The following is a 25,356-nucleotide window of genomic DNA, read 5'->3' on the forward strand; positions in this document are numbered from 1 at the left end:
GGGCGGACCTGCCGGTGCCGCGCGCCGTTGACAAAGCGGAACAGTGCTCCACATACTAATCGGAGCAGCGTTCCGCCTCAGTCCGGCGCCTGCGACCGCGCGCTCCTCCGTCCTGTCCGTCTCCGGACGGCGCAGCGTCCCGGACTTCCTGGAAAGGACCCTCTCCCATGAACGAACTCGCCTCCGCCGCTGGTGAGTCGCCCACCCCGGTGCTGTCCTACAGCCCCCTGGTCCTTCCCGTGGCCGGGCGCCCCGTGGACCTCCAGATCCGCGTCACCGCGCCCGCCACCGGGACGAGCCTGCCCCTGATCCTGCTCTCCCACGGCCACGGCGGCTCGAACAACCTGTCCTCGCTCAACGGCTACGCGCCGATCGCGCAGTTGTGGGCGCAGGCCGGGTTCGTCGTCGTCCAGCCCACCCACCTCTCCTCCAGGACCCTGGCCCACCGCCTCGCCGGCGCCCCCGGCGCGCCCCTGTTCTGGCGCTCGCGCGCCGAGGACATGACGCACGTCCTCGACCGGCTCGACGTCATCGAGAAGACCGTGCCCGGGCTCGCCGGGCGCATCGACCACGACAAGGTCGCCGTCGCCGGGCACTCGCTCGGCGGCTTCACCGCCAACCTCCTGCTGGGCGCCCGGGTCACCGACCCCGGCACCGGAGAGCGGGTGAGCGTTCTGGAGCCCCGGATCAAGGCGGGCGTGGTGCTCGCCGCACCGGGCCGCGGTGACGTCATCCACGCGGCCATGGCCGAACGGATACCCGTCTTCGGGTCCATCGACTTCTCCACCATGGCCACCCCCGCGCTGATCGTCGCCGGGGACAAGGACGACTCCCGGCACTTCACGGACGCCGGCCCCGGCTGGCACACCGACCCCTACGCCCTCGCGCCCGCTCCCAAGACTCTGCTCACCCTCTTCGACGCGGAGCACGGGCTGGGCGGCATCGCGGGATACGACGCGGCCGAGACCACCGACGAGAACCCCGAACGCGTCTCCAGTCTGGGGCGGCTCACGGCGGCCTACCTCGCCACCCGCTTCGGGCTCGACGACCACGCCTGGCAGCGGGCCTGCCAAGACCTGCTGGCCGGTTCTGAGCCGGTGGGTCGCGTGGAGTCGAAGTAGGCCCCCGCGGGGGTGCCCCGAAGCGGGAACGTCCCGCACGGTGCTCCCGCCCGCCCCTTCCACCGCACACGTCACCCGGACCAGGCGGTTCGACTTCACCGTCCCGCGCTGACACCGCTCACCCCCGAAAGGCCGGTCGCATGAGTCGGCAGCAGCACCCCCTCGGCGCGGGGTTCACCCCGGCCACCACCGCTGAAGTAGCCCTCGACGGCATCGGCACGCCCAGTCGGAGTGCGCCCCCGTCCTGACCGCCGTCGGACCCGACAACCGCTGGGCCGGGTACGGCATCCGGGGTTTCGCCGCGCAGCCAGGCGTCGTCGTGGGCACGGCGCTCGACAGCGCCGCCGGTGACGAGGATTTGCGGGCAGCCGGCCCGATCGATGAGGCGGGCCGGCCGAAAGGCGGTGGTGCCGCCCCGGCGCAGGCCGCGGACCGCTCCCTGCGCCGTGGTCACGATGGGGTCGGGGTGGTGGTGCACGGTGGTGCCTTCCGTGGGGTGTCAGGCCTGCTCGGTGTACGGGGTGAAGGGCGCCCAGCCCTTGACGGCGAACCTGGCGCCGTCGCGCTCCACTTCGGCGGCGCCGTGCCCGCCCAGGTGCGCGGGGATCACGAGTGCGTTGTTGTCGGCCGCCCAGCCGAGCACCTTGCGGCGGGTGGCGCGGGCGCCCGCCGGGTCCTCGCAGAAGCAGCTGTTGGCGTCCGGTTCGAGGATCTGCACCGGGTTGTGCAGCAGGTCACCGACGAACGTCGAGCAGCGACGCGGTCAGCGCCCCGCCGAGGCCGACCGGCACCATCAACGACACCACCCCCCATACGTCGGTGTGCGCGCCCACCGCGGAACCGTCCCACCGCCGGGCCGAGTTCACCCCCTCGTGCGGCGGCCGGGGTGTCGGTCTCGTCGGCCGGGGCACCCGGAGAGCATCAGGGTCCCGCCGGCCGGGCGAGGAGCCTCGTGGCCGGTCCCGGGGGTCCTTCTCGGATCAGGACGGTGACGTCGATGTCCATTCGGGCGGTTGGATGACAGTGCATCAGAATCGACAGCTCTCACGGTCCTCGGCCTGGACGGCCGCGCTCCTGCGCTCGGCCCAGCTGGCCTATCTCGCCTTCCTGCTGCTCTCCGTCGCCCTTCTGGCGTCCGCCCTCGCCACCGGGGCCGGCGTGCGCACCGTGCTCGGCCTCGCGGTGCAGGCGGCGCTGTGGGCGGGGCTGCTGCTGGCCGCCCCCACCGAAGCACGGCGCTGAGCCCCGTCAGAACCGGTCAGGACAGCGGTCGGTCCGCCGGTAGTTCATGAACCAGTGGGTGTCGAAGTAGCGGGCCATCGTGAATCGGTGGTGCGGGTCGGCGAGGATGCGGCAGACGAACTCGGCGGCCCGGCAGTCGTAGGGGACGTACTCGCCGTCGAAGGTCCGGACGACGACGGGCCAGCGGTCGGGGTCGTCGCCGTCGGCCCGCCAGCAGTACAGGTCCTCGTGCTCCGTGCCCGCCCAGACGAGGAGCCCTTCCTCCTGGAGGTGTGTCCACGGCTCCTGGTTCAGGCCCAGGTATCCGTCGAAGGCGCCCACGCCGAATGTCGTGACCATCCACTTGTAGTCGCGCGGGAGGGCGGTCCCCAGGCGCGACTCCACTTCCCCCCAGTTCACGTCGGGCCGCTGGGCGGGATGCCACCATCCGGTGATCCCCAGGAGCCGCTGCGTCCAGTCGGTGTCCTGGGCCGCGCCCTCCTCCGGAGCGACGACCGCAGGTTCCGGCACCCGCCTGTGCGCGACCGCCAGCACCGGCCGTACGACCCCCTGGGCGTCCCGCGCCGTGCCCGCGCCGATCCACCGGTCCCCCCACGCCCACGCCCGTATCCGCACGGCCCGGTCCTGGAAGGGGACGAGGAGGGCGGCGCCCCGTGACATGTCGACCGCGGGATCGGTGGAACCGTCGAGGACCAGGGTGCGCGGGGCTCCGTACCTGTCTGCGAGCACATCGGTCAGGGCCCCCGGGTCCAGGTCGTCGGGCAGGTACATGCAGCCGTCCCCCGGACCGAGCCGGGCCAGCAGGTCGCCGACGGTCGTCTGTGTGAGCTCCATGACGACAGTGAAACGCACCCCACTGACAACGGACGCGCCGGACCGCGGCCGGGCCGTGCGAGGTGCGGGGCCGAGGCCGTTCGAGGGGTGTGGCCGGGGTCGTACGAAGGGCGCGGCCGGGACGGTGTGAGGTGCGGGGCCGGAGCAGGCCCCCTCGGATTGAGGTGCGGTCGCGGGGGCACGTGGTCCTCCACACGGTGGTCGCTCCGGCGGCCCTTCGGTACGGCGAGGGAGAACGGGACGAGGATGGGTGAGGGACTGCGAGCGACGCGGGGGCGGACGGTGGGACCGGGCGGCCGGGAGGCCGCGCGCACCCCGCCCCTGCGGCCCGGCGGCTACGACCCGGCCGACTACACCACGGCGGTGGTGCGCAGCGCCCGGGAGGCGGGTGTCTCTCCGGTGCTGCTGATGGCCGTGCTCCACAACGAGGCGTACAAACCGCACCATCCGCTCCTCGAACGGGTCTGGCAGTGGTGGAAGCGGGACGCCTCCTTCGGTGTCGCCAACATGCACCGGGCGACGTTCGAGAAGGTGCGGCGCGCGCACGCGCTGCCGGGACGCTGGCAGGACCTGCGTGACGACCCGGCGTTCGCCGTCCACGTGGCGGCCCTGCACCTGAAGGACCTCGACCGCGTGCTGCCCGAGCGGTGCGCGCGCCGCTACCGCCGGGACGAACTCCTCGCCCTCGGCTACAACGCGGGAGAACGCAACATGCGGGCCTTCGCCCGGGGCGTGCCCCCGGGCCCGATGGCGCGGTCCTATCTCCGCCGTCTGCGGGCCCACTGGCCCAGGGCCGCCGGGGCGGTGGCGGAAGCGGACGGTTCACGCGGCGCCCTGGGGAGCACGGCGCAGCGGTGACCGGCCGCTCCGGACCCCGCCCTCGCCCCGACCTGACCTGACCGGCCCGGATCGGCTCGGCCGGGCTCTCTTCGGCTCGGCCGGTCCGCGCTCGCTTCGGCTCGGCCCCGGTCGGTCCCGCCGGACGGTGGAGGAGCCAGTCCCACCACGTGGAGGAGAGTCCCAGCAGGTGCAGGAGTAGTCCCGCCGGGTGGAGGGGTCAGTCCTGCCGGATGGTGAAGACCTGGTCGAGTCCGACGATGGACAGGACGCGCAGGGTGTTGGAAGGGACGCCGGCCAGCACGATGTCGGCTCCGGCGGCGTGGGCGTGCTGGCGGGCGGCGAGGAGGGCGGTGATGCCGGTGGAGTCGCAGAACTCCAGCCCGGACAGGTCGATCACCAGGCACTGGTCCGCGTTCAGTACGAGTCCGCCGACCTGTTCGCGCAGGGCGGCCGCCCGGGCGTAGTCGAGTTCGCCGGCCACCCGCAGGACGGGGCCGGTCGGGGTTTCTCGTCGGGTGATGTTCAACGGGCTCATCGCAGGTGATTCGTTGCCGGGCGGGTGGGGAGGGGGCGCGGCGGGACGCCGACCGCCAGGAGCGCGGTGTCGTCGTCGAGGCCGTCACCGAAGTTCTTCAGCAGCTCGCCCAGGGCGGCGATCGTCTCCTGCGGTGTCGCGGGGGCGAGGTCGCGGGCGAAGGCGTGCAGGGCGTCCTCACCGTACAGGTCGTCCCGGGCGGGGCCGGTGCGCGCCTCGGTGAGGCCGTCCGTATAGAGCAGCAGGGTGTCGCCGGGGGCCAGGGTGGTCTCGGTCGTGCCGACCGGGGCGGTGGGCAGGACACCGACGAGCAGGCCGCCGGGGGTGGGCAGGAACTCCGCGCGGCCGTCGGCGCGCAGCACGAGGGCGGACGGGTGGCCACCGGAGGCGAGGCGCACGGTCATGTGACCGTCTTCGTCGCCGGGTTCGACGACGCCGTGGACCACCGTGCAGTAGCGGGGGTCCCCGCCGGCGGAGTACCGCTCGTAGAGCACGGTGTTCAGCGTGGTCAGTGCGGCGCCGGGCTCCGGGTCGTGCAGGGCCGCGGCCCGCAGGGTGTAGCGCGTCAGCGAGGTCAGGGCAGCCGCTTCCGGCCCCTTGCCGCACACGTCGCCGAGGAAGAACGCCCAGCGTTTGCCGTCTCTCTGGAAGAGGTCGTAGAAGTCGCCGCCCAGGCGGTGCGGCGAGGCCGTGTGGTAGTACACGGCCGTCTCCAGCCCGGCCACCGTGGGCAGCGAGTCGGGCAGCAGGGACCGTTGCAGCACGGTCAGCGCGTGGGCCAGCCTCGCCCGGTCGGCCTCGGCCTCCCGACGGGCCGCTTCGGCTTCCGCCCGCGCCTTCTCGGCCTCCGCCCGCGCCTTCTCGGCCTGCGCCCGGGCCTTTTCCGCGTCCTGGCGGCGGCGCAGCAGCTCCTCTTCGTAGGCGCGCCGGTCGGAGGCGTCGACGACCGTGGTACGGATCAGCAGCGGCTCGCCCTCACCACCGTACTTGACCTGGGACGAGACCAGGACCGGCAGACGGCCGCCGTCGGCGGTCTTCATCTCCAGGGCGATGCCGCGCAGCTCGCCCTGCATCCGCAGCAGGGGCGCGAAGTGCGTCTCGTGGTACAGCTTGCCGCCCACGCTGAGCAGGTCGGTGAAGTACCGGCGCCCGACCAGTTCCTCGCGCGCGAGGCCGAGCCAGTCCAGGAGCGTGGTGTTGATCCGGGCGATCGTGCCGTCCATCATCGTGGAGAGGTAACCGCAGGGCGCCGACTCGTACAGGTCCTTGGCGCTGTCCTCCAGGAGCGCGGTGAAGGCGGCGTCGGTGACGCTGTCGCCCGTCTCCCACGGATCCGGCTGCTCGCCCGTGCGGCACATCACAGCAGCTCTTTCAAGAAGTCCAGGATCGCGTCCGAGGTGGCCTCCGGGGCGCTCAGCTGGGGGCAGTGGCCGGTGGCGTCCAGCGTGACCAGGCGGGAGCCGGGGACCGCCGCGTGCACGAAGGCGCCGACCTCGCGGGGCGCGATGACGTCCTGGGAGCACTCCAGCACCAGCGTGGGCACGCTGACGCTCTTGAGGTCCTCGCGGCTGTCGGACAGGAAGGTGGTGCGGGCGAAGACCCGGGCGATGTCGGGGTCGGTGGCGCAGAAGCTGTTGGTCAGCTCCCGCCCCAGCTCGGGACGGTCCGGATTGCCCATGATCACGGGGGCCATGGCGGAGGACCAGCCCAGGTAGTTCGCCTCCAGGGAGGCGAGCAGTTCGTCGATGTCGTCCGCCGTGAAGCCACCCCGATAGCCGTCGTCGTCGATGTAGCAGGGGGACGGGGCCACCATCACCAGCGCTCCGATCCGCTCCGGCGCGGTCCGGGCCGCCAGCACCCCGACCATCGCGCTGACCGAGTGCCCCACGAACACGGCCCGCTCCAGGTCCAGCTCCTGGCAGACCTCCACCACGTCGAGGGCGTAGCCGTGGAGCGAGGAGTACCGCTCCTCGGTCCACGCCGACAGGTCCGACCCGCCGGATCCCACGTAGTCGAACGTCACCACCCGGTGCCGCTCGGCCAGTGCGGGCACGATCGAGCGCCACATGTTCTGATCACAGCCGAAGCCGTGGGCCAGCACCACGACCGGTCCGTCGGCGGGGCCCGTGATCGTCACATTGTTCCTGCGGCGGATGTCCATGCCCGTCATCCTCCCATTCGGCACGACGCGCCCCGCAGGCGGTTCACGACCGCTCCGCATCGCGGTGGTGCCCCGCGTGCCGGATCCGGTGGGAGTAGGCGCACGGTCCGGGGGTACGAGTGCCACGGCATCGGCCGTCCGGACCGCGGGAGCGGCCGGACCGATCACGGGAGGGGCATCGACATCATGGGGCCCATGAGCGCAACGCGCGCGGCGGCGGCACACTCGCGGACGGACGCGGTGGACGGCCGGGCGGCCGGGCTGCCGGACATCGCCGATCCCTCGCGGGTGGCACCCAAGGACGCGCGGGAGTTGTCCCGGCTGTTCTTCGAGCAGTTGGCGGTGCGGGAAGAGGGCACGCACGAATACCAGTACGCCCGCAACACGCTGATCGAGATGAACATGTCCCTGGTGCGGTACGCCGCGGGGCGCTTCCGCAGCCGGGGTCCGGAGGAGATGGAGGACATCGTCCAGGTCGGCATGATCGGCCTGATCAAGGCGATCGACCGGTTCGAGCTGTCCCGGGAGGCGGAGTTCACGTCCTTCGCCATCCCCTACATCGTCGGCGAGATCAAGCGGTTCTTCCGCGACACCACGTGGGCCGTGCACGTCCCGCGGCGACTGCAGGAGGCCCGCGTCCAGCTCGCCCGCGCCACCGAGGAGTTGCACAGCCGCCTGGGCCGCACCCCCACGGTGCGGGAACTGGCGGAGCTGATGAGTCTGTCCGAGGACGAGGTCCGTGAGGCGCGCCTGGCCGCCAACGGCTACAACTCCTCCTCCCTGGACGCCGGTCTCAGCGGCAGCGAGGACGACGAGTCCGCACTGCAGGACTTCATCGGCACCGAGGACACCGCCCTGGAACTGGTGGAGGACTTCCACGCCCTCGCCCCCCTGATCGCCCGACTCGACGAGCGGGACCGGCGGCTGCTTCACATGCGGTTCGTGGAGGAACTGACCCAGGCGCAGATCGGGGAACGCCTCGGGGTCTCCCAGATGCACGTCTCCAGACTGCTCTCGCGCTGCCTGGCCCGGCTCCGCGCGGGCATGCTCGCCGTCGGCTGACCCGCACCGTCCGCACCTGTCGTATGCCCGTCGCTGCCGTGGCGGGCATACGCCGTGCCCGGCGCCACCCCCGAAGAAGACGGAGCGGATCGCACACAGTGGGGACAACGCCCCCCGGTCACACCGGCGGAGGGTGCATGCTTGGCAGCGTGTCACATCACCGAGCCGGGTGAACTGTGCGCAGGGACGGGGGTCGACGTGAAGGGGCGGAGCGACTGGCCGGTGGGCAGCCGCCGCGACGGCGGGGCGGACTGGGAAGAACCGGGAGCAGCGGGAGAAGTACGCACCGCGGGAGAAGCGCGGGCAGCGGGAGAAGTACGCACCGCGGCACAAGCGCGGGCAGCAGTGAGGGCGGGTGCGGCGGGAGAAGACGGAGCAGCGCAGGAAGCGGGAGGAGCAGAGGAAACGGAAGGGGCGCGGACGACGGTCACCCTGTCCGGTGAGGGCGCCTGCATCGCCGAAGCACGCGCCTGCGCCGCCGCCTTCTTTTCCCGCTTTTCCCGGGGCGGGGCCGCCGGCCACCGCTCGCCGGTGCCGGAACGTGTCGTGGGCCTGGTCCAGCTGGTGGTCAGCGAACTGGTCACCAACGCCTGCAAGTACGCGCACGGGCCCGTCGTGCTGCGCCTGTGCCTGGCCGCGGGAACGGTCCGTGTGGAGGTGGGGGACAGCGCCCCGGTCTTCCCGACGGCACAGGATCCGGATCCCCACCGGGTCGGCCGGCACGGCCTCGAGATCGTCCGGGCCGTGGCGAGCGTTCTCACCGTACGGAGCGAGCGGGGCGGCAAGACGGTCGTCGCACACATTCCGCTGGGCCCCGGCGACGCCGCGGACACGCCGGCCACGCGCCCGCGCCCGGACACGACGACGGTGTGAACGGACGGCAGGACCGTACGGGCGGACACGACCACGGTGTGAACGGACGGCAGGAGCGTGCCGGCCGTCGGCGGCCTGCCCGTCGTGCCGTCCGGCCCGGCTCACCCGCCCGACGTCGTCCTCGAGAAGGCGTCCTGCCAGGCGGCCCTGGCCCCCGAGTCACCGATGCGGTAGACGTCCACGACAGCTCCCACGGCCACGACGAGTGCCAGCACCGCGGCCGCGGTCCGCACCGGTGCGGTGGTCCAGCGCGAGGTGCCCGACGGTCCGGAGGCGGCGGTTTGGCGGGCCGCCCACCAGACGACGACCGCCAGGACGAACAGGCCGGCGGCCCAGGGAAGCAGGCCGTCGCCGAGTTCGGCGTGCCGGCGCACCAGCGCGTTGCTGCCGACGTGCTTCTCCAGCCACTCCCCCGCCCCCGTGGTGAGGGGAACGCTCACGAGCGTGACCAGGGCGAAGAGCGGCAGGGCGACCCCCAGGCGCCGCGCCACCGCGGGCCGGACGGCGCAGAGTACGAGTGCCAGCGCGGTCAGCGGTACGAACACCACGACGACATGCACGAGCAGGACGTGTGCGGGCAGGCCGTTGATGAGGCTCATGGACGGTTCCTCCGGCTGGTGGGCAACGGGATCGGTCTACGGGACGCGCCAGAGTCGCACAGCAACCTCTCAGTCTCTTCTGACCCGCTCGTGTGCCCGCGGACCGGTGGACCTGGTACCCCTCGGCAGGTCAGCCGGCGGCGGCGTGTCCGTCCCGCCCCGGCGCCAACGCGCCTACCCCGGTGTCCCGTCAGGGGCGCATGGGCCGCGGCCGTCCAGTCCGTTTCCCGGACAGGCCTGTAGGGCCCGACCGATTCGGCCGGGCCCTGCGGGGAGTATGTGCGGTGTCAGGTCACCATCGGTACCAGCGACCGCGGCCACCCCCGGCGTTGGTGGAGCGCATGACGAAACCGAGCAGCCACACCACCAGGACGATCAGCGCCACCCACCACAGAATCTTGAGGGCGAAGCCGGCGCCGAAAAGGATGAGCGCGAGAAGCAGGACAAGCAAAAGGGGAACCATAGTTATCAACCTCCTGGCCATCGAATGCCCTGCATACCGGCGGGCATTCCTCGAAAACTCCTCTGTTTATGAGAGAAAAGCTGGGGCATGAGTCCGTTTCCGCAACAGGGGGAAGCCGATGTTCCGTATTTCCTTTCCCCGGCGAACGCTCACGGCCGGGGAATAGGGGCGGCAACTCCTTGAGACGGATCTCGCCCCGCCGCCCGGACCGCGGCTCACCCGTCGCGGGACTCCGTGTCGACGGCCCGCTGCGGTCCAGGGCCCGGGCTTCCCGGCGGTGGCCGCCGCGCACGTCCGTCGGCGGAGGCTGCCGCGTGCGCCGCTGCCCTCACGTGTGCGCGGAGGGCCCCTCCCGCTGAACCGGGCGATGTCAGTGGTGGCGGGCAGGATGGCGGGCATGACGACACCTGAAGCTGTGATCAGGGATGGCGCCGCCTACGCGCAGGCGGTCGAGGACGCGGTGAAGGCGTCGGCGGCCTACTACGCGGGCGGGACGTCGGCCTTGGACGACGACTCCTACGACCGGTTGGTGCGAGGCATCGCCGCGTGGGAGGCCGGGCATCCTGATCAGGTGCTGCCCGACTCTCCGACGGGGAAGGTCGCCGGCGGTGCCGTGGAGGGCGACGTCCCGCACACGGTGGCGATGCTGAGCCTGGACAACGTGTTCTCGCCGCAGGAGTTCACCGCCTGGACCGCCTCCCTGGCCCGGCGCATCGGCCACGAGGCCGAGCGGTTCAGCGTGGAGCCGAAGCTCGACGGGCTCGCGGTCGCCGCCCGTTACACAGGCGGTCGCCTGAGACAGCTGATCACACGCGGCGACGGGACGGCCGGGGAGGACGTCTCGCACGCGATCGGCACCATCGAGGGCCTGCCGGACGAACTCGCCGAGCCGGTCACCGTGGAGGTACGGGGCGAAGTCCTGATGACCACCGCCCAGTTCGAGCACGCCAACGACGTGCGCACCGCGCACGGCGGGCAGCCGTTCGCCAACCCACGGGGCGCCGCGGCCGGCACCCTGCGGGCCAGGGAGCGCGCCTACACCGTGCCGATGACGTTCTTCGGCTACGGCCTGCTGCCCCTGCCCGGCACCGGTGCACCGCTCGCCGCGCGGCTGGGAGAAGCGGCGCACAGCGACCTCATGGCCCAGGCCGCCGCGTACGGCATCCACACCACCGCCGGCACCCCGGTGGCCGGTATCACCGCCGGGACCGTCGAGCAGGTGCTGGCCCGCGTGCAGGAGATCGCCGCCCTGCGGGCCGAGCTGCCCTTCGGGATCGACGGGATCGTCGTCAAGGCCGATCTGGCCGCCGACCAGCAGGCGGCGGGGTCGGGCTCGCGCGCCCCACGCTGGGCGATCGCCTACAAGCTGCCGGCCGTCGAGAAGATCACCCGGCTGGTCGACGTGGAGTGGAACGTCGGCCGCACCGGCATCATCGCCCCGCGCGCCGTCCTGGAACCGGTCGAGATCGACGGCGCCACCATCACCTACGCCACCCTCCACAACCCGGCCGACATCACCCGGCGCGACCTTCGCCTGGGCGACCACGTCATGGTCCACCGGGCCGGCGACGTCATCCCCCGCGTCGAGGCCCCCGTCGCCCACCTGCGCACCGGCGGTGAACAGCCCATCGCCTTCCCCGAGACGTGCCCGCGCTGCGGGTCCGGCATCGACACCAGTGAGCAGCGCTGGCGCTGTGAGAACGGGCGCAACTGCCACTTGGTGGCCGCCCTGTCCTACGCGGCCGGCCGCGACCAGCTCGACATCGAGGGCCTCGGCCACACCCGTGTCGTCCAGCTCGTCGACGCCGGTCTCGTCACCGATCTCGCCGGCCTGTTCACCCTGACCCGCGAGCAGCTGATGGGCCTGGAGCGGATGGGTGCGACCAGCACCGACAACCTCCTCGCCGCCATCGCCGCCGCCAAGGGCCGGCCGCTGTCGCGTGTGCTGTGCGCGCTCGGGGTCCGCGGCACCGGCCGCTCCATGTCCCGCCGTATCGCCCGGCACTTCGCCACCATGGACGAGATCCGCGCGGCGGACGCGGAGTCGATGCGGCAGGTCGAGGGCATCGGCACCGAGAAGGCCCCCTCGATCGTCGCCGAACTCGCCGAACTCGACCCTCTCATCGACAGACTCGCCGCCGCCGGGGTGAACATGACCGAGCCGGGCGCCACCCCGCCCTCCTCGTCCGCCGACGAGACCCGCGGCCAGGACGAGGTCACCGAGCGTGCGGGCGGCCCGCTGGCCGGCATGACGGTGGTCGTCACCGGCGCGATGACCGGCCCCCTGGAAAAGCTCAGCCGCAACCAGATGAACGAGCTGATCGAACAGGCCGGCGGCCGCTCGTCCTCCAGTGTCTCCAGGAAGACCGCCCTCGTCGTCGCCGGAGACGGCGCGGGCGCCAAGCGGACGAAGGCCGAGCAGCTCGGTGTCAGCCTGGCCACCCCGGACGAATTCGCGACCATGATCGCCGGCTACCTGAACCAGCCTGCCGCATGACCCGGCGGCGCCTCACCGGGAAGGGATCTTCCACCGTCGGGATGTACGGCGACAGCAAGGCTTCCGCGTGCTGCGTGCCCCTCACCGCCGAGGTGCGTCATCGGCCGGCGTCTCCCTGACCGTGATCCACCCGTGGGTGCCCCGGCCACGTGACTCGGGGCACTGCGCGCGGTGGTTGAAGCTCGGCTGCGCTCGGTTGAAGATCATGTCGAAGTCGCCGGTGAGACCCTCGAACGTGGCGAGCGCGGCCAGGCGCGGGTCGCCGGCGGCGGCGCGCAGACCCCAGTCACCGCTCATGCTGATGCCGAACATGCCGATGCGCCCGGCGTCGACCTCCGGAAGACCGGCGAGGAAAGGTGGTGCTGGACACCGCGCGAGTACACCTGCCCCGTCCGGGAAGGGCGCGATGGAGGCGAACCGTCAGCCGTTGACGCCCAGTTGGGCCAGCAGGGTCTCGTTGTCCTCGATGTGCCAGTCCTCGATGATCTTGTCGGTGCCGACGTGCTGGATGTCGAGGGCGGCGAAGTCGACGCTCTGGCCCTTGCCCTGGACACCGTTGAAGGTGCCGGTGAAGTGCCCGCGGAAGACCAGCCGCGCGGTGATCTTGTCACCGGTGACCAGCAGGTCGGACAGCTCGCAGGTCAGGTCCGGCACCGCGGTGCGGAAGTTCTTCGAGGCGAAGACCGGCCCGCCGGGACCCTGCGGCCGGCCGGCGGGCAGGGTGTTGTCCTTGAACCGGGGGCTGACGGCGGCATCCAGGTACGTCTGCCGCCCGGTGTTCCAGAAGGTGTACAACTGCTGGGCCAGGTGGACCTCCTGGGCCGCTCGCTTCGCGCCGATCGAGCGGTCGACGGTGATCGCCCGGGGCCGGACCAGATCCGGCGAGCGGTCGATCAGGCGCTGGGGCCAGGCGTGCGAGGCCGGGTGGTGGTCCTCGGCGTGGGCGTAGCCGGCGGCAGCGGTGCCACCAGCCAGGCAGGCGGCCGCGGCGGCGAGGGCGGCGATCCGGAAGAGGGTGTGCGAACGCATGAGGAGTGCTCCTTTTGATCAGCCGGTCACGCTGGACGGATTCGGTCGGGCGTGACCAGGGGCCGGCCGGTCCTCTGGGACCGGTCGGGGGAAGTGATGGAATGAGGGGCGCGTCCGGCGCGCGGAGCGCCGTCTGGACGCCGTGTCCGGCGCCGGTGACCTGGCCCGGGAGGCGCGGCGGCGAGGTCACGGACCCTGGCCGCACCCCCTGCCCGCGGTGCCGACGAGGACACTCGGGTGACCGGAAGACACTGCCGCCCAGCCGCCGCTTCCGTCAGCGGTGTCCTACGCGGGCCGAGCGTCGGCCGAGTCGGGGACGGGGCGTGCGGGGCGCCGGTCAGGCGAGGCGGCCGCCGCCGTCGACATGCAACACGGTGCCGGTGACGTAAGGGTTGTCGATGGCGTAGAACACGGCCTTGACCAGATCCTCCGGGCTCCCCACCCGCCCGGCCGGGTTGCGCTCGGCCACGCCGCGCAGAAACGCCTCCTTGTCCGCCCCCAGACCGTCCCAGGAACCGCTGTCGACGATGCCCGGGGAGACCGCGTTCACCCGGACCGGGGCGATCTCCACCGCCAGCGCCCGCACCAGGAAGGCCAGCGCGCCGTTGGTGGTGGCCATCACGGTGCGCTCGGGAGCCGGCCGCCAGGCGGCCAGTCCCGAGAAGAAGGTGAACGAACCGCTCGCGGCCACCTGCCCGGCCAGGTGTTTGGCCAGCAGCAGTGGCCCGATCACCTTGGCCGAGAACGCCCGCTGCACATCGGCCGCTTCGAGGTCCTTCAGCGGGCCGTTCGCCGGCATCGCGGCGGTGGAGACCAAGTGGTCGAACCCGCCCACACGCCCGGCGAAGTCGGCGATCGACCGCTCGTCGGCGAGGTCCAGGGCGAGCACTTCGGACGGCCCGGACAGCTCGCCCGCCGTCCATTCCAGCTTGCGCGGATCCGGACCGGCCAGCACGAGTGCGGCGCCGGCCGCGGAGGCGGCCCGGGCGAGAGCGCGCCCGGTGCGCGAGCCCGCGCCCACCACGACAAGCCGCTGCTCCTTGAGAGGCGTGCCATCGAACATGAGGTTCTCCTTCGAGTCGTCGGGGAACGGCCGCCCGCTGTGCTCTTCCTCGGTGGCCGCACCAGGAGCCTCCCGCAGTCTCATGCCATGAGTCCAAGGCTTGCTTTCTACTCCAGTGATAAATTCTGCTCATGGCAGTTCCGACGCTCCGGCAGCTCGAATACCTGGTCACCGTGGTCGACACCGGCTCCTTCACACGGGCGGCCGAGCAGTTGCACGTCACCCAGCCCGCGCTCTCCCACCAGGTGCGGGCCCTGGAGAGAACGGTCGGTGGCCCGCTGCTGGAACGCCTGCCACGGTCGGTGCGGCTGACCCCGATGGGCCGGGCGGTCCTGCCGCACGCCCGCGCCGCGCTGGCCGAGGCAGAGCGCCTGCACACGGTGGCGCGGCGGGCGGCGGGCCTGGAGGAGGGCGAGCTGGAGGTCGCCGCCATCTATTCGGTCAGTCTCGGCATCCTGCCGCCCGTCCTGCGCGCCTGGCGCCGCCGCCACCCCGGCGTACGGATCCGGCTGCGCGAGTACCCGCACGCCGACCGGCTCCAGGCCGCCATGGACTCCGGCCACGCCGATCTCGCCGTCGGTCCCGCGCCCACCGCCTGGGACGGACCGATCCGCGAACTGGGCGTCGAGGAGTTCGCGATCGTCCTGCCCGCCGACGACCCGCTGGCCGAACGCCCCGCCGGCACGGTCGCCCTCATCGACCTCGCCGACCGCGCCTGGGTTCACTACGCCCCCGACAACGGCCTCGCCGACCTGCTCGACCATGCCTGTGCCCAGGCGGGCTTCCGCCCCCGCGCGGCGATCCGCACGGAGCAGACTCCCGCGGCGCCCCTGCTCGCCGCCGCCGGACTCGGTCCGGCCCTGGTGCCCGCCAACGTCGTCCCGCCCCACTTCGACGGCGCACTGCTCCGCCCCGATCCCCCGATCCGCCGCACCCTCACCGCCTACACCCGCACCCGCCCCGACCCCCTCACCGTCGCCTTCACCGAACTCCTCGCCGACCAGGCCCGTGTCAACCCGGCCGGATTCCCGCCCACCGCCCCGCTCCCCCGGACAGACACCCCCGCGCGGTCCGCCGGATGAACCCGGGCGGGCTGGGCTGAGCCGGCGTCGACTGGTGGTCGCCCGCCGCCTGGGAACCGGCGCACCCGCATGCGCATACGCGCGTCCACACACATGTGCCGCCCGCCTCACGGCGACGTCGACGCCGGGCGGTGACGTTCTTGAGGAGGTGAGAGGCGGGAGGCGGGAGGCGGCCTGCTCGTTGCGTCCCGACGCACTCGTAGCCGTGCGGCCCGCACACCCTCACAGCCGGGATGTCAGCGCGTAAGTCTCAGCACGCCGATCTCAGCACGTCGACCTCACAGCCCGGCGCGGACGGGTCGAAGCCGTGCTCGGCCAGCCAGCGAACCGCCAGCAGGCTCCGCAGCGACCACCAAGCCCGGATCACGTCGAGGTCGACATCGGTGCCATAGCCGGCGACGACGTCGCCGAGGTGCTCCTCGTGTCCGAGCGTCAACGTGGCGAGGTCGAACAGCGCATCACCCGGGGCCGCTTCGGACCAGTCGATGATGCCGGTGACCTCGTCGCCGTCGACGAACACGTGCGAGATCTGCAGATCGCCGTGTGTGAAGACGGGAGTCCACGGCCGGAGCGCGGCCTCGGCGATCCTGCGGTTGCGGGTGACCAGACCGGCGGGCAGGACGTCGTTCGCCATGAGCCACTCGCACTCGGCGTCGAGATCCGCCGCCAACTCGTCGAGGCCCCGGCCGGTCCAGGGCGGCAACGGCGCGTCGTGCAGCTTCCGGATGGCGGCACCCGCCGCCGCCCATGCCGCCGGCGGCGCGGTGGACGGTTCGCCGAGGCGGCCGAGCGCCTTCCCGGGGACCGCCGCGACGGCCAGCACGGACGGCTTGCGCCACCGGACCTCCGGTGTCGGGACCGGCGCCAGGGCCATCGCCTCGGCCTCGACGTCGATGCGCGCCTGATCGGCGTCCACCTTCAGGAACACGTCGCCGACGCGCAGGGTCGCGCGCTCGGAATGGGCGACGACGACCTCGACCTCATCCATGGCGGCCAGTATCCCCGGACGACCGCCGACGCCGCCGGGAATATCGCTGGGACTGTGTGACTGACCGGGCCGGCGTACGGGGGTCCGGAGGCGGGTCACTGTCCGGTGATGCGGGTGACCAGGCGGGCCAACAGGGGGACGCACTGCCGGAGTTGCCGCTGCTCGTCGGGACTGAGCGCGTCGCGGACGGCGGTGTCGAGCCAGTCGGCGCGCTGCGCGCGTTCCCGCTCCAGGCGAGCGCGGCCGGCGTCGGTGATGTGCAGCAGGAGCTTGCGGCCGTCAGTGGGGTGGGGCTTCGCGTGGACGAGTCCGTCGCCGGCGAGTTCCTTCACGGATTTCGCGACTGCCTGGTGGGTCACGCCGCGCAGGTGGGCGAGGTCGGCCGTGGTCTGCGGGCCGCCGCGGTCGAGATGGCCGAGGACGGCGGCTTCGCCGGGGGGCATCGTGTCCGCGGCCCGCACGGCGCGCACCAGCTCACCGATCACCTGCCGCAGGTCTTCGGACAGGGCGTCGTCGTTCATGCCCTCACCCTAACAGAGGTATGTAACCTAGGTGTATAACTTAGTTGTACAAACTGGTTGTACACATTGGTTGTACACACTTTCCGCTGGAAGGAACCGGGACATCACCATGCACCTCACCAAGTTCGGCCACGCCTGTGTGCGCATCGAGAAGGACGGCCGCCGCCTGGTCGTCGACCCTGGCGGTCTGACCGAACCGCAGGGAGTGGACGGCGCCGACGCGGTCCTGGTCACGCACGAACACTTCGACCACTTCTCCGAAGAAGTGCTCCGCAAGGCCGCCCAGAACAACCCGGCCCTGAAGATCTGGACCAACACCTCCGTCGCCGGGCTGCTGGACGGTCTCGGCGCCCAGGTCACCGCCGTCGGGGAGGGAGATGCGTTCACCGCGGCCGGCTTCGACGTGAAGGTCCACGGGACGTGGCACGCACCCCTGCACCCCGACATCCCGCGCATCGGAAACATCGGCTTCCTCGTCGACGACGCCCTGTTCCACCCGGGGGACGCGCTCACGCTCCCGGGCACCCCCGTGGAGACCCTCCTGCTGCCGGTGCATGGCCCCTGGTCCACCACCGGGCAACTCATCGACTACGTGCGCGCGGTGGCCCCGCAGCAGACCTACGCCGTCCACGACGGCGCGCTCAACGACGTCGGCACCGCGATGATCGCCGGCTTCCTGGGCGACAACGGCCCCGGCACCGGGGCCGCCTACCACCGCCTGACCGCGGGCGCCTGCGTCGAGATCGGCTGAGGCTCCGGCGCACAGCGCGCGGCGTACCGTGCGGCACCCGGCTCCGGCGAGCAGCCCGCCGGCGTACGCCGTGCGCCGTGCCGCACCGTTCCGGCGACGGGCCGCGGTGTCCGCGCAGGGAACGCCCCGCTTCCGCCCGTTCAGGATGTGTGCCGCCCGGCACGTGAGACGGCCTGTGACCGCCGGCGGGGGGAGGTCAACTCCTGGGCTTCGCCCGTGTCGCTGAGGCGGTCGCGGAGAGGGCGCGCAGATCGTCGAAGGCCTGGCGGAGGTGCGCGTCCAGGCTCCGGGAAGGGTCGTCGATCCAGGCCTGGGCCGCGTGGTGAAAGGCGGCCCACCCGGCCTGAGCGGCCAGGCCGGCCAGCCGGTCGGGGACGCCGCGCCCCCGCAGCGCCTCCGCCACGGCTTCGGTGAGCGACGCGGCCTTGGCCAGGTCGCGTTCGCGCAGTGCCGGTGTCACCGCGATGATCGCCAGTCGAGGTTCGGAGAACGGGCGGTTCTCCTCGAGGATCCGCCCGGCTTTCCGGAAGGCGTGGAGCAGTGCCCCGAGCGGCTGAAGATCCTCGGGCGCCTCGGCCACCGCTCGCGTCAGCGCGGCGCGCAGGTCGGCTTCGCCGTCGAAGAGGACCTCGCGCTTGTCCGGGAAGTGGCGGAAGAACGTGCGTTCGTTGACGCCGGCCCGGGCGGCGATCTCCGCTGTGGTGGTCTGGTCGAAACCGCGTTCCCGGTACAGCTCCAGGGCTGCCTGCTGAAGGCGGCGTCGCGCTTCTGCTCCGCTCCGTGGCACGGCCCCCACGATACCCGTGTGTCAGTCACTGGCGCTACTTGACGCCAGTTACTGACGCTACTTAACGTCAGTGACTGGCGCTACGTAGTGCCAGTCACTGACATTAAGAGGAGACCGTTCCATGCATGTGTTCGTCACCGGGGGTTCCGGTCAGACCGGCCCCGCCGTCGTCACCGAACTCGTCGCGGCCGGCCACACGGTCACCGCACTGGCCCGCTCGGACGCCGCCGCGGCCCGGCTGGAGTCACTGGGAGCCACGCCGCACCGCGGGTCCCTGGACGACCTCGGCAGTCTGCGCCGAGGCGCGGAGGCCGCCGACGGCGTCCTGCACATGGCCTACGGCGGCGACTTCTCCGACCTCGACGACATGATGCGGCGCGACCGGACCGCCATCGAGACGCTGGGCCGGCCGTTGGAGGACTCGGGCAAGCCGCTCGTCGTCACCTCCGGCACCCTGGTCATGCCCGCCGGCCGTGTGGCGACGGAGCTGGACGAACCGGACACGACCGGGATCGCCGCCTTCCGCATCGTGGGTGAGCGGGCCTGTCTGGGCTTCGCCACGCGGGGGGTGCGCGCGAGCGTCGTCCGCCTCGCTCCCACCGTCCACGGTCCCGAGGACCACGGTTTCATCCCCATGCTCGTCGCCACCGCGCGCAAGACCGGCGTCTCGGCCTACATCGGCGACGGCACCAACCGGTGGCCCGCGGTGCACCGGCTCGACGCGGCGGCCCTGTTCCGCCTGGCGGTGGAGAAGGCACCCGCGGGCAGCGTGCTGCACGGAGTGGCCGAGAGCGGGGTCACCCTGAAGAGCATCGCGGAGACGATCGCCCGGGGCCTGGACCTGCCCACGGTCTCCCTGACCCCCGAGGAGGCCGCCACCCACTTCGTGAGCCCGTTCATGGCCACGGCCTACGGCTTCGACGGACCTGCCTCCAGTGCGAACACGCGGGAACTGCTCGGCTGGTCGCCCACCCACCCGGCCCTCCTCGAAGACCTGGAGCACGGCGACTACCTGACCCGGCCGGCGTCCTGATCCCGCGACCGCGCGGCCCTTCGCCCGCGCGCTCTTCACGCTGATCACCGCCGTCGAGATCCTGCGCGCCGTCCACCTCGTCGCTGCGGGCTCGGCCATGCTCCACCCCAGCGCGGCCCGACGTCTCAACGACCGCTACCACGCCACCAACCAGCCGCGGGCGACCGCCGCCCGCGACGCCGTCGGCACACTCACCCCCCGCGAACGAGACGTCCTCGCGCTGATCGCCCCGGGTGACACCAACGCCGGCATCGCCGCCCGGCTGAACATGCGCGACAGCACCGTCAAGACCCGCCTCAGCCGCATCCTGGCCGCCCTCGGCGTCACCCACCGCGTCCAGGCCGCGCTCCTCACGCGCGACGCGGGACTCGACCGACCCCCGACGGGACGGCGTTCAGGCCGGCTGAGGTGAGCCGGGGGCCCGTCGCCGCGGCTCCGCCCGACGAGGCGCTGGCAGGCGGGCACCCTGGCGGGGGCTCCCTCGGCAGGGGGCGGATGCGCGGATCCGACGGCACGGTGCTCACGTCGGCCGGACGGATGCCATGATCGCTCAGCAGCCTCGCGCCTCGGCACACCGGCCGGCGGTGCCGGGCCGTGGCGCGACAGCGTGACCAACGGAAGGGGACCGTCATGCGCAGACTCGTCCACTACATCGCCACCACTCTCGACGGCTTCATCGCGGGCCCGGACGGCGGGGACCCCAGCGGGCCCGACGGCTTCTGGCCCGTCCCGGCGGACTACATACAGCACCTCGTGGCCGAGTACCCGGAGACGCTGCCCGTCCAGGCCCGTCAGGCACTGTCCGTCACGGCGGAGGGCACGCACTTCGACACCGTGCTGGAGGGGCGGCGCAGCTACGAGATCGGTCTCGCGGCCGGCCTCACCGACGCCTATCCCCACCTGCGGCACCTGGTGTTCTCCCGGACCCTGACCGAGAGCCCGGACCCCGCCGTCGAGTTGGTCGCCGACGACCCGGTTGCGACTGTGCGCGATCTCAAGCGGCAGGACGGCAAGGACATCTGGCTCCTGGGCGGCGCCGAGCTGGCGGGCTCCCTGTACACCGAGATCGACACGCTCGTCCTCAAGGTCGGTCCGGTGACCATCGGGGACGGGATCCCGCTGTTCTCCCGCAAGGCCGCCTTCGACCCGCGCACCTGGACACTCGCCGACCACACCGTCCTCAAGAGCGGCGCGGTGTTCCTCACCTATACGCGCGCGGACGGCTGAAGGCCGCGGGCGGGGACAGCCCGTGACCGAGGTCGGTGTGACAGAGCCGGTCCCCGTCCGCCGCCCCGGGCGCGGCGCCGCGGCCCGGCGCCCCAGGGCGTCCGAGTCGCGGGGTGAACGCGAAAAGGGCCTCCGCCCGGCGGAGGCCCTTTCACCGGATGACCGGATCAGAAGGCGCCGTTCAGGCCCCACCAGTCGGTGGCCGTCACCTGGCCCGCGTTCAGCGCGCCGGTGCCGCGGCCGGTGTAGACGAGCTGGCAGCCGGTGCCCCGGCAGCCCTCGCCGGCGTAACCCGCGGTGGTCGTGGTGACGAGGTCGGCGCGGCCGTCGCCGGTGACGTCGCCCAGGCCCAGCACGGTGTCCATGACGTTCCAGCCGCCGGAACCGACCAGCACCCGCGAACCGAGGGAACCGGTTCGGCCCGGGTACAGCCACAGCTTTCCGGTGGACGCCTCGCGGGCGATCAGGTCGGCACGGCCGTCACCGTTCATGTCACCTGCCCCGGTCAGGGCGTTCATGCCGTTCCAGCCGCCGGTGCCGATGAGCTTGCGCGAGCCGAGGCCGCCGGCGCCGGTGCCCGGGTACAGCCACAGCTTGCCCGTGGACTTCTCCACGGCCAGCACGTCCGGGCGGCCGTCGCCGGAGATGTCTCCGAAGGCGGCGATCCGGCTCATGCCGTTCCACCCGCCGGTGCCCATGAGCTTGCGCGAGCCGAGGCTGCCCGTGCCGGTGCCCGGGTACAGCCACAGCTTCCCGGTCGACGCCTCACGGGCGATCACGTCCTCGCGGCCGTCACCGCTGAAGTCGCCGTGCCGGACCAGGGCGTTCATGGCGTTCCAGCCGCCGGTGCCGACCAGCTTGCCGGTCTGGTCGCCGGGCAGGAACCACAGCCGGCCCGCCTTGTCCCGGACCAGGACGTCGGCCTGGCGGTCGGCGTTCAGGTCACCGAAGCCCGCCGCCTCGGGCGCGGGCGAGGAGAACCACTGCGGGTAGGCCGGCAGGGTGCACTCCCGCGCGGTGGACACGAGCCTCACCGAGCTGGTGCTGCCGGCCGAGTGGCCCCAGTCCTTGCCCGCGGGGTCGGGCGCCCACACGTCGACGGGACCGACCTGACCGTAGTTCGCGTCGTCGTGCAGGCACACATACTTGGACGTGTGGTTCTCGACCGACCGGAACGTGTTGTCCCAGCTGCCGAGCGTCGCCTTGGCCGTGTTCGTCTTGAACATGGTGCCCGAGGCGTTCTCGGTCTTCCAGGCACAGAAGTAGCCCGACGGGCAGTCGCTGACCGCGGCCTGCGCGGGCGTCCCGCCCGCGCCGAGCAGCCCGAGTGAAGCGAGCCCCAGTGTCGTGGCCACGGTGGCCAGACGCCGAAGCGGTGATACGCGCATGCGTTCCCTCCCTAGCGCGGCGCGGAGAGACGCTCGACGCGCCGCGAGAGGAAGATACCCCGTCGGAATGATCACCGCTGTGCGCGGGGAGACCGGTGCGGACGCGGAAGAACGCGTACGGGTTCCCACCGGCCGCCCGGCCCGCTCGCCGAGCCGAGCGGGCCTTCCGCGCGGCCCGCAAAACCTCCCCCGCTCCCGGTGGCCCCGCGACGCAGCACACCGAGCCGCACCGGGCCCAGGCGCCCCGCGCCGGTGCGGGGGTCCGAACGCACGCGGCCCCGCTGCCGGGCCGCGTGCCGGCCCGTCGGCCCAGCCGGTGCCGGTCAGCCCGGTCCTGATGACAGCCGTGCCGCGCGGGCGGCCAGGTGGCGCCGTTCCGGTGCGCTGGTGGCGCGTCGCGCGGCCTCGCGGTAGGCGTCGGCCGCCGCGTCGTGCCGGCCGAGCAGCTCCATGAGGTGCGCTTCGGTGGCGAGCAGGCGGTGGTGGCGTGCCGTGCGCTTGTCGGACCGCAGGGTGGCGAGCAGGCCGAGGCCGGCGGCGGGACCGTGCACCATGGCGACGGCGACCGCACGGTTGAGGGTGACCACCGGGTTGGGAGCGATGTGCTCCAGCAGTTCGTACAGGGCGAGGATCTGCGGCCAGTCCGTGGCGTCGACGTGCTCGGCCTCGTCGTGGACGGCGGCGATGGCGGCCTGCACCTGGTACGGGCCGGTCCGTCCGCGCGGCAGGGTCTTGCCGATCAGGTCGATCCCCTCGGTGACGAGCCGGCGGTCCCACCGGCCGCGGTCCTGCTCCGCCAGCGGCACCAGGTCGCCGCCGGGACCGATGCGGGCGGGGCGGCGGGCGTCGGTGAGCAGCATCAGCGCCAGCAGGCCCGCCGTTTCGGCGTCGTCGGGCAGCAGGCGGTGCAGCAGCCGGGTGAGCCGGATCGCCTCGGCCGACAGGGCGGGCGCGGTCAGGCCGGCGCCGTCCGTGGTGGTGTAGCCCTCGTTGAAGATCAGGTACAGCACGTGCAGCACTTCGCGCAGCCGCCGGCCACGCTCGGCCGCCTCGGGCATGCGCAGCGCCGTGCCGGAGGTCCTGATGGTCTGCTTGGCCCGGCTGATGCGCTGGGCCATGGTCGCTTCCGGGACCAGGAAGGCGGCGGCGACCTGGGCGGTGGTCAGGCCGCCGACGGCGCGCAGCGTCAGTGCGATCCGGCTCGGCGTGGACAACGCCGGGTGGCAGCACAGGAACAGCAGGGCGAGCGAGTCGTCCCTGTCGGTGCCAGGGTCGGCGTCGGCGGCGCGGCTGAGCAGTTCCGCCTGGGGGGTGGCCAGGGCGATACGGTCCTCCCGGCGCCGGCGTGCCTGCTCGCTGCGCACCTGGTCGACCAGCCTGCGGGAGGCGACGGTGACCAGCCAGCCCCTCGGGTTGTCCGGCGGTCCTTCGGCGAGCCACTGGAGCGCTGCGGCGAGCAGGGCTTCCTGGACGGCGTCCTCACAGGCGTCGAAGGTGCCGTACCTGCGCAGCAGTGCGCCGAGGACCTGCGGCGCCAGTTCGCGCAGCAGGTCCTCGACGCCGTGGTCCACGGTCACAGGTCGGCCGCGGACTCGTGCAGGACGGGCCACAGTTCGACCGGCTCGACGTCGGCGAAGGGCATCTCCGCCGCGATCCGCTGCGCGCGCTCCTGGCTCACGCAGTCGAGCAGGTAGAAGCTGGCGATGTACTCCTTGGTCTCCAGGTAGGGGCCGTCGGTGACCGCCGGGACCCCGCCCTCGCGGCGCACGAGCTGCGCGTTGGCCGCGTCCGCCAGGCCGTAGGCGCCCAGAAGCTCTCCGGTCTCCCGGTACTTCCTGTTGAACGCCTCCTGCGCGGCGATGGCCGCCGGCCAGTCCTCGGCCGGGAAGGAGTCCCACTTGGCCTGGTTGCCGTAGATCATCGCGACGTACTTCATCCCGGGTGTCCCCTCGGTCCCGCGCGCCCCGTCGGCGCGCTGTCACCCCTCAGTCGGAGCCGGGGACGGGTCCTCGACATCCGGCGACGGCTTTTCTCCGGCTTTTCTTCCGCGCGGCCGAGGGCTGTCCCACGCTCCCTCGTGACGCGGCTGATCAACCTATCCGGCCTCTGCCCGGCGGGACAGCCGTCGGCACCGCCCTCAGCTCGCGGCCCCGGTAGCGGTGAGGCCGTGCTCCATGCGCTCGTCGTAGCCGGTGGCGGGGTCGACGACGCGGCCGGCGGCCCACCAGTTCTCCCTGGCCGTCTCGTTGATCATCATCAGGATGTCCTCTTCGGGGACGTCGGCGAACAGCCGGAGGTTGTCGACGATCGCCTGGAACAGCTCGGCCTTCTGCTCGGCGGTGCGGTGGTTGAAGGACAACTGGATGAGCATGGTCCGCTCGGTGCGGCGCAGGCCGAACACCACCGGCTGCATCTGGAAGTTGTCGGGAAGGACCTCATGGAAGACGTGGAACTGGTCGTCCTGGGGGATCTTCAGCACGTCGACCATCGCCTTGTGCAGACCCAGGGACACGTTCCGGCGGTACTCGGCGGGGGTTCCCTGGCGCAGGTAGATGTTGATCAGAGGCATGAGGTGTCGCCTTCCTTCTCTTTCTGGTTCCTGTCCGGAGCCGGTACCTGGAAGCAGGCCAGCAGCGCCGAGGTGTTGAGGTACTGGCCGACGAGGCTGACCAGGGCGATGAGGGTGTTCGTGCCGAACGCGGCCGCTGCCTCGTCGTACAGGCCGTCCGGCACGTGGTGGTCGCGGACCAGGGCGGCGGCCAGGCGGTGCGCGAGATCGGCGTCGGGGCGCAGCCCGCGGGGAGCCTCGCCGCGGAGCAATGACGCGATGGCCGGGGCGGGCAGACCGGCCTTTCCGGCCGCCGCGGCGTGGGCGTACAGCGCGTACTCGGCCCGCCAGTGGGCGGCCACGGTCAGGATGACGGTCTCTCGGACGTCCGCCGCGATGCCGGCCCGGGTGAGCGCCTGGGCCCACTCCAGCAGGGGCCGGGCGAGGTGCGGAGTGCGCAGCAGGGCGTTGAACGGGCCGATGAACCGCCCGTCGGGCAGGACGGCCGTGTAGCCCGCCTCCTGTGCGCTGCGCGCCCGTGTGGCCCGTAGACGGTCGCGCAGCGCGCGCTGTGCCTCGTCGAGGCCGTCGGGAGGGAGGAGGGGCAACCGGCCGCCCAGCCCGGAAGTCGTGTCAGGGGGGTCGTCGTTCATGCCCTCCACGCTAGGAAGGCGGAAGGGCATTCCGCCAACGAATGTTCGGCATAATGGGC

The 25,356-nt window shown here is 72.4% G+C and carries 27 protein-coding genes and 2 pseudogenes; 11 read left to right on the top strand and 18 right to left on the bottom strand.

The genetic code is table 11. From position 1 onward, the window contains the following. Nucleotides 1-167: 167 nt before the first annotated feature. Complete coding sequence (locus AC6I72_RS33915) at nucleotides 168-1,121, top strand: alpha/beta hydrolase family protein (RefSeq protein WP_498005294.1); 954 nt, start codon at nucleotides 168-170, stop codon at nucleotides 1,119-1,121. A 499-nt stretch (nucleotides 1,122-1,620) separates the two neighbouring features. On the opposite strand, the pseudogene AC6I72_RS33920 reads toward AC6I72_RS33915, so the two are convergent. Further along, nucleotides 1,621-1,866 (bottom strand): annotated as a pseudogene (locus AC6I72_RS33920) (MBL fold metallo-hydrolase); the annotation flags it as partial. A gap of 272 nt (nucleotides 1,867-2,138) precedes the next feature. Here AC6I72_RS33920 and AC6I72_RS33925 point away from each other — a divergent pair. Continuing rightward, a complete protein-coding gene (locus AC6I72_RS33925) occupies nucleotides 2,139-2,363 on the top strand; it encodes a hypothetical protein (RefSeq protein ID WP_498005295.1) in 225 nt (74 codons plus the stop codon). 6 nt (nucleotides 2,364-2,369) lie between these two features. On the opposite strand, the gene AC6I72_RS33930 is transcribed toward AC6I72_RS33925, so the two are convergent. After that, on the bottom strand, nucleotides 2,370-3,197 hold the full coding sequence (locus AC6I72_RS33930) for an SMI1/KNR4 family protein (protein WP_498005296.1): 828 nt from the start codon (nucleotides 3,195-3,197) through the stop codon (nucleotides 2,370-2,372). 246 nt (nucleotides 3,198-3,443) lie between these two features. Here AC6I72_RS33930 and AC6I72_RS33935 point away from each other — a divergent pair, with 246 nt between their 5' ends. After that, on the top strand, nucleotides 3,444-4,055 hold the full coding sequence (locus tag AC6I72_RS33935; RefSeq protein WP_498005297.1) for a lysozyme family protein: 612 nt from the start codon (nucleotides 3,444-3,446) through the stop codon (nucleotides 4,053-4,055). Nucleotides 4,056-4,254: 199 nt separating this feature from the next. Here AC6I72_RS33935 and AC6I72_RS33940 read toward each other — a convergent pair whose 3' ends face one another. From AC6I72_RS33940 to AC6I72_RS33950, 3 genes are read right to left on the bottom strand one after another with little or no spacing between them, the layout of a single operon-like run. Further along, a complete protein-coding gene (locus tag AC6I72_RS33940; protein ID WP_498005298.1) occupies nucleotides 4,255-4,572 on the bottom strand; it encodes an STAS domain-containing protein in 318 nt (105 codons plus the stop codon). Next, a complete protein-coding gene (locus AC6I72_RS33945) occupies nucleotides 4,569-5,930 on the bottom strand; it encodes a PP2C family protein-serine/threonine phosphatase (protein ID WP_498005299.1) in 1,362 nt (453 codons plus the stop codon). The genes AC6I72_RS33940 and AC6I72_RS33945 overlap by 4 nt, the downstream gene beginning before the upstream one ends. After that, nucleotides 5,930-6,733, bottom strand: a complete 804-nt coding sequence (locus AC6I72_RS33950; protein ID WP_498005300.1) for an alpha/beta fold hydrolase — start codon at nucleotides 6,731-6,733, stop codon at nucleotides 5,930-5,932. Before AC6I72_RS33950 ends, AC6I72_RS33945 begins: the two co-directional genes overlap by 1 nt. A 195-nt stretch (nucleotides 6,734-6,928) precedes the next feature. On the opposite strand from AC6I72_RS33950, the gene AC6I72_RS33955 reads away from it, so the two are divergent. Both AC6I72_RS33955 and AC6I72_RS33960 read left to right on the top strand, forming a co-directional pair. Further along, a complete protein-coding gene (locus AC6I72_RS33955) occupies nucleotides 6,929-7,795 on the top strand; it encodes an RNA polymerase sigma factor SigF (protein WP_498005301.1) in 867 nt (288 codons plus the stop codon). A gap of 531 nt (nucleotides 7,796-8,326) precedes the next feature. After that, nucleotides 8,327-8,668: an ATP-binding protein gene (locus AC6I72_RS33960; RefSeq protein WP_498005302.1), complete on the top strand. Its 342-nt coding sequence runs from the start codon at nucleotides 8,327-8,329 to the stop codon at nucleotides 8,666-8,668. Nucleotides 8,669-8,769: 101 nt separating this feature from the next. On the opposite strand, the gene AC6I72_RS33965 is transcribed toward AC6I72_RS33960, so the two are convergent. Further along, complete coding sequence (locus AC6I72_RS33965) at nucleotides 8,770-9,267, bottom strand: DUF2231 domain-containing protein (RefSeq protein ID WP_498005303.1); 498 nt, start codon at nucleotides 9,265-9,267, stop codon at nucleotides 8,770-8,772. Between the two features lie 292 nt (nucleotides 9,268-9,559). Continuing rightward, nucleotides 9,560-9,730: a hypothetical protein gene (locus tag AC6I72_RS33970; protein ID WP_027758556.1), complete on the bottom strand. Its 171-nt coding sequence runs from the start codon at nucleotides 9,728-9,730 to the stop codon at nucleotides 9,560-9,562. Nucleotides 9,731-10,118: 388 nt separating this feature from the next. On the opposite strand from AC6I72_RS33970, the gene ligA reads away from it, so the two are divergent. Then, nucleotides 10,119-12,227 (top strand): NAD-dependent DNA ligase LigA, encoded by a 2,109-nt coding sequence (gene ligA / locus AC6I72_RS33975; RefSeq protein WP_498006432.1) that lies wholly within the window; start codon nucleotides 10,119-10,121, stop codon nucleotides 12,225-12,227. 81 nt (nucleotides 12,228-12,308) lie between these two features. Here the strand turns inward: ligA and AC6I72_RS33980 are convergent, their stop codons facing one another. The 3 genes from AC6I72_RS33980 to AC6I72_RS33990 all read right to left on the bottom strand — a co-directional run bounded on the left by AC6I72_RS33980 (nucleotide 12,309) and on the right by AC6I72_RS33990 (nucleotide 14,403). Beyond that, nucleotides 12,309-12,539: a hypothetical protein gene (locus tag AC6I72_RS33980; RefSeq protein ID WP_498005304.1), complete on the bottom strand. Its 231-nt coding sequence runs from the start codon at nucleotides 12,537-12,539 to the stop codon at nucleotides 12,309-12,311. A 108-nt stretch (nucleotides 12,540-12,647) separates the two neighbouring features. Continuing rightward, entirely contained in the window at nucleotides 12,648-13,256 is a 609-nt protein-coding gene (locus AC6I72_RS33985) for an ester cyclase (protein WP_498005305.1), read from the bottom strand. 337 nt (nucleotides 13,257-13,593) lie between these two features. Continuing rightward, nucleotides 13,594-14,403: an SDR family oxidoreductase gene (locus tag AC6I72_RS33990; protein WP_498005306.1), complete on the bottom strand. Its 810-nt coding sequence runs from the start codon at nucleotides 14,401-14,403 to the stop codon at nucleotides 13,594-13,596. 47 nt (nucleotides 14,404-14,450) lie between these two features. Between AC6I72_RS33990 and AC6I72_RS33995 the strand changes: the two genes are divergently transcribed. Continuing rightward, a complete protein-coding gene (locus tag AC6I72_RS33995; protein ID WP_498005307.1) occupies nucleotides 14,451-15,401 on the top strand; it encodes a LysR family transcriptional regulator in 951 nt (316 codons plus the stop codon). 250 nt (nucleotides 15,402-15,651) lie between these two features. Here the strand turns inward: AC6I72_RS33995 and AC6I72_RS34000 are convergent, their stop codons facing one another. Then, nucleotides 15,652-16,389, bottom strand: coding sequence for a phosphotransferase family protein (locus tag AC6I72_RS34000; protein WP_498005308.1), 738 nt, complete (start codon nucleotides 16,387-16,389; stop codon nucleotides 15,652-15,654). A gap of 95 nt (nucleotides 16,390-16,484) precedes the next feature. Further along, nucleotides 16,485-16,910 (bottom strand): MarR family winged helix-turn-helix transcriptional regulator, encoded by a 426-nt coding sequence (locus tag AC6I72_RS34005; RefSeq protein ID WP_498005309.1) that lies wholly within the window; start codon nucleotides 16,908-16,910, stop codon nucleotides 16,485-16,487. Between the two features lie 109 nt (nucleotides 16,911-17,019). On the opposite strand from AC6I72_RS34005, the gene AC6I72_RS34010 reads away from it, so the two are divergent. Beyond that, nucleotides 17,020-17,661, top strand: coding sequence for an MBL fold metallo-hydrolase (locus AC6I72_RS34010; RefSeq protein WP_498005310.1), 642 nt, complete (start codon nucleotides 17,020-17,022; stop codon nucleotides 17,659-17,661). 196 nt (nucleotides 17,662-17,857) lie between these two features. Here the strand turns inward: AC6I72_RS34010 and AC6I72_RS34015 are convergent, their stop codons facing one another. Continuing rightward, the gene (locus AC6I72_RS34015; protein ID WP_498005311.1) at nucleotides 17,858-18,448 is read right to left on the bottom strand and encodes a TetR family transcriptional regulator; all 591 of its coding nucleotides are present in this window, start codon (nucleotides 18,446-18,448) and stop codon (nucleotides 17,858-17,860) included. Between the two features lie 121 nt (nucleotides 18,449-18,569). Here AC6I72_RS34015 and AC6I72_RS34020 point away from each other — a divergent pair, with 121 nt between their 5' ends. The 3 genes and pseudogenes from AC6I72_RS34020 (at nucleotide 18,570) to AC6I72_RS34030 (ending at nucleotide 20,708) form a co-directional block, all read left to right on the top strand. Continuing rightward, nucleotides 18,570-19,481, top strand: coding sequence for an SDR family oxidoreductase (locus AC6I72_RS34020; RefSeq protein WP_498005312.1), 912 nt, complete (start codon nucleotides 18,570-18,572; stop codon nucleotides 19,479-19,481). A 55-nt stretch (nucleotides 19,482-19,536) separates the two neighbouring features. Next, a pseudogene (locus tag AC6I72_RS34025) lies at nucleotides 19,537-19,893 on the top strand (response regulator transcription factor); the annotation flags it as partial. Between the two features lie 218 nt (nucleotides 19,894-20,111). After that, a complete protein-coding gene (locus AC6I72_RS34030; protein ID WP_498005313.1) occupies nucleotides 20,112-20,708 on the top strand; it encodes a dihydrofolate reductase family protein in 597 nt (198 codons plus the stop codon). A gap of 167 nt (nucleotides 20,709-20,875) precedes the next feature. Here AC6I72_RS34030 and AC6I72_RS34035 read toward each other — a convergent pair whose 3' ends face one another. The 5 genes from AC6I72_RS34035 to AC6I72_RS34055 form a co-directional block, all read right to left on the bottom strand. Then, nucleotides 20,876-22,096 carry an FG-GAP-like repeat-containing protein gene (locus tag AC6I72_RS34035; RefSeq protein ID WP_498005314.1) on the bottom strand — a complete coding sequence of 407 codons (1,221 nt, stop codon included), beginning with the start codon at nucleotides 22,094-22,096 and terminating at the stop codon, nucleotides 20,876-20,878. A 323-nt stretch (nucleotides 22,097-22,419) separates the two neighbouring features. Then, on the bottom strand, nucleotides 22,420-23,673 hold the full coding sequence (locus AC6I72_RS34040) for an RNA polymerase sigma factor (protein WP_498005315.1): 1,254 nt from the start codon (nucleotides 23,671-23,673) through the stop codon (nucleotides 22,420-22,422). Next, on the bottom strand, nucleotides 23,670-24,032 hold the full coding sequence (locus AC6I72_RS34045) for a YciI family protein (RefSeq protein WP_498005316.1): 363 nt from the start codon (nucleotides 24,030-24,032) through the stop codon (nucleotides 23,670-23,672). The genes AC6I72_RS34040 and AC6I72_RS34045 overlap by 4 nt, the downstream gene beginning before the upstream one ends. 201 nt (nucleotides 24,033-24,233) lie before the next feature. Beyond that, a complete protein-coding gene (locus tag AC6I72_RS34050; RefSeq protein WP_498005317.1) occupies nucleotides 24,234-24,665 on the bottom strand; it encodes a tautomerase family protein in 432 nt (143 codons plus the stop codon). Next, nucleotides 24,656-25,297, bottom strand: coding sequence for a carboxymuconolactone decarboxylase family protein (locus AC6I72_RS34055; protein ID WP_498005318.1), 642 nt, complete (start codon nucleotides 25,295-25,297; stop codon nucleotides 24,656-24,658). The genes AC6I72_RS34050 and AC6I72_RS34055 overlap by 10 nt, the downstream gene beginning before the upstream one ends. Between the last annotated feature and the right edge of the window lie 59 nt (nucleotides 25,298-25,356).

Source organism: Streptomyces sp. Xyl84, assembly GCF_059731885.1.

Bases quoted from the DNA above. Each gene is read 5' to 3' on its own strand.
- AC6I72_RS34045 (WP_498005316.1), bottom strand. From the start codon at position 24,032: ATGAAGTACGTCGCGATGATCTACGGCAACCAGGCCAAGTGGGACTCC.
- AC6I72_RS34055 (WP_498005318.1), bottom strand. From the start codon at position 25,297: ATGAACGACGACCCCCCTGACACGACTTCCGGGCTGGGCGGCCGGTTG.
- AC6I72_RS33940 (WP_498005298.1), bottom strand. From the start codon at position 4,572: ATGAGCCCGTTGAACATCACCCGACGAGAAACCCCGACCGGCCCCGTC.
- AC6I72_RS33915 (WP_498005294.1), top strand. From the start codon at position 168: ATGAACGAACTCGCCTCCGCCGCTGGTGAGTCGCCCACCCCGGTGCTG.
- AC6I72_RS33990 (WP_498005306.1), bottom strand. From the start codon at position 14,403: ATGAGACTGCGGGAGGCTCCTGGTGCGGCCACCGAGGAAGAGCACAGC.
- AC6I72_RS33965 (WP_498005303.1), bottom strand. From the start codon at position 9,267: ATGAGCCTCATCAACGGCCTGCCCGCACACGTCCTGCTCGTGCATGTC.
- AC6I72_RS34050 (WP_498005317.1), bottom strand. From the start codon at position 24,665: ATGCCTCTGATCAACATCTACCTGCGCCAGGGAACCCCCGCCGAGTAC.
- AC6I72_RS34000 (WP_498005308.1), bottom strand. From the start codon at position 16,389: ATGGATGAGGTCGAGGTCGTCGTCGCCCATTCCGAGCGCGCGACCCTG.
- AC6I72_RS34030 (WP_498005313.1), top strand. From the start codon at position 20,112: ATGCGCAGACTCGTCCACTACATCGCCACCACTCTCGACGGCTTCATC.
- AC6I72_RS33930 (WP_498005296.1), bottom strand. From the start codon at position 3,197: ATGGAGCTCACACAGACGACCGTCGGCGACCTGCTGGCCCGGCTCGGT.
- AC6I72_RS34005 (WP_498005309.1), bottom strand. From the start codon at position 16,910: ATGAACGACGACGCCCTGTCCGAAGACCTGCGGCAGGTGATCGGTGAG.
- AC6I72_RS33970 (WP_027758556.1), bottom strand. From the start codon at position 9,730: ATGGTTCCCCTTTTGCTTGTCCTGCTTCTCGCGCTCATCCTTTTCGGC.
- AC6I72_RS34035 (WP_498005314.1), bottom strand. From the start codon at position 22,096: ATGCGCGTATCACCGCTTCGGCGTCTGGCCACCGTGGCCACGACACTG.
- AC6I72_RS33935 (WP_498005297.1), top strand. From the start codon at position 3,444: ATGGGTGAGGGACTGCGAGCGACGCGGGGGCGGACGGTGGGACCGGGC.
- AC6I72_RS33955 (WP_498005301.1), top strand. From the start codon at position 6,929: ATGAGCGCAACGCGCGCGGCGGCGGCACACTCGCGGACGGACGCGGTG.
- AC6I72_RS33980 (WP_498005304.1), bottom strand. From the start codon at position 12,539: ATGTTCGGCATCAGCATGAGCGGTGACTGGGGTCTGCGCGCCGCCGCC.
- AC6I72_RS34020 (WP_498005312.1), top strand. From the start codon at position 18,570: ATGCATGTGTTCGTCACCGGGGGTTCCGGTCAGACCGGCCCCGCCGTC.
- ligA (WP_498006432.1), top strand. From the start codon at position 10,119: ATGGCGGGCATGACGACACCTGAAGCTGTGATCAGGGATGGCGCCGCC.
- AC6I72_RS33985 (WP_498005305.1), bottom strand. From the start codon at position 13,256: ATGCGTTCGCACACCCTCTTCCGGATCGCCGCCCTCGCCGCCGCGGCC.
- AC6I72_RS33945 (WP_498005299.1), bottom strand. From the start codon at position 5,930: ATGTGCCGCACGGGCGAGCAGCCGGATCCGTGGGAGACGGGCGACAGC.
- AC6I72_RS33950 (WP_498005300.1), bottom strand. From the start codon at position 6,733: ATGGACATCCGCCGCAGGAACAATGTGACGATCACGGGCCCCGCCGAC.
- AC6I72_RS34010 (WP_498005310.1), top strand. From the start codon at position 17,020: ATGCACCTCACCAAGTTCGGCCACGCCTGTGTGCGCATCGAGAAGGAC.
- AC6I72_RS33995 (WP_498005307.1), top strand. From the start codon at position 14,451: ATGGCAGTTCCGACGCTCCGGCAGCTCGAATACCTGGTCACCGTGGTC.
- AC6I72_RS33925 (WP_498005295.1), top strand. From the start codon at position 2,139: ATGACAGTGCATCAGAATCGACAGCTCTCACGGTCCTCGGCCTGGACG.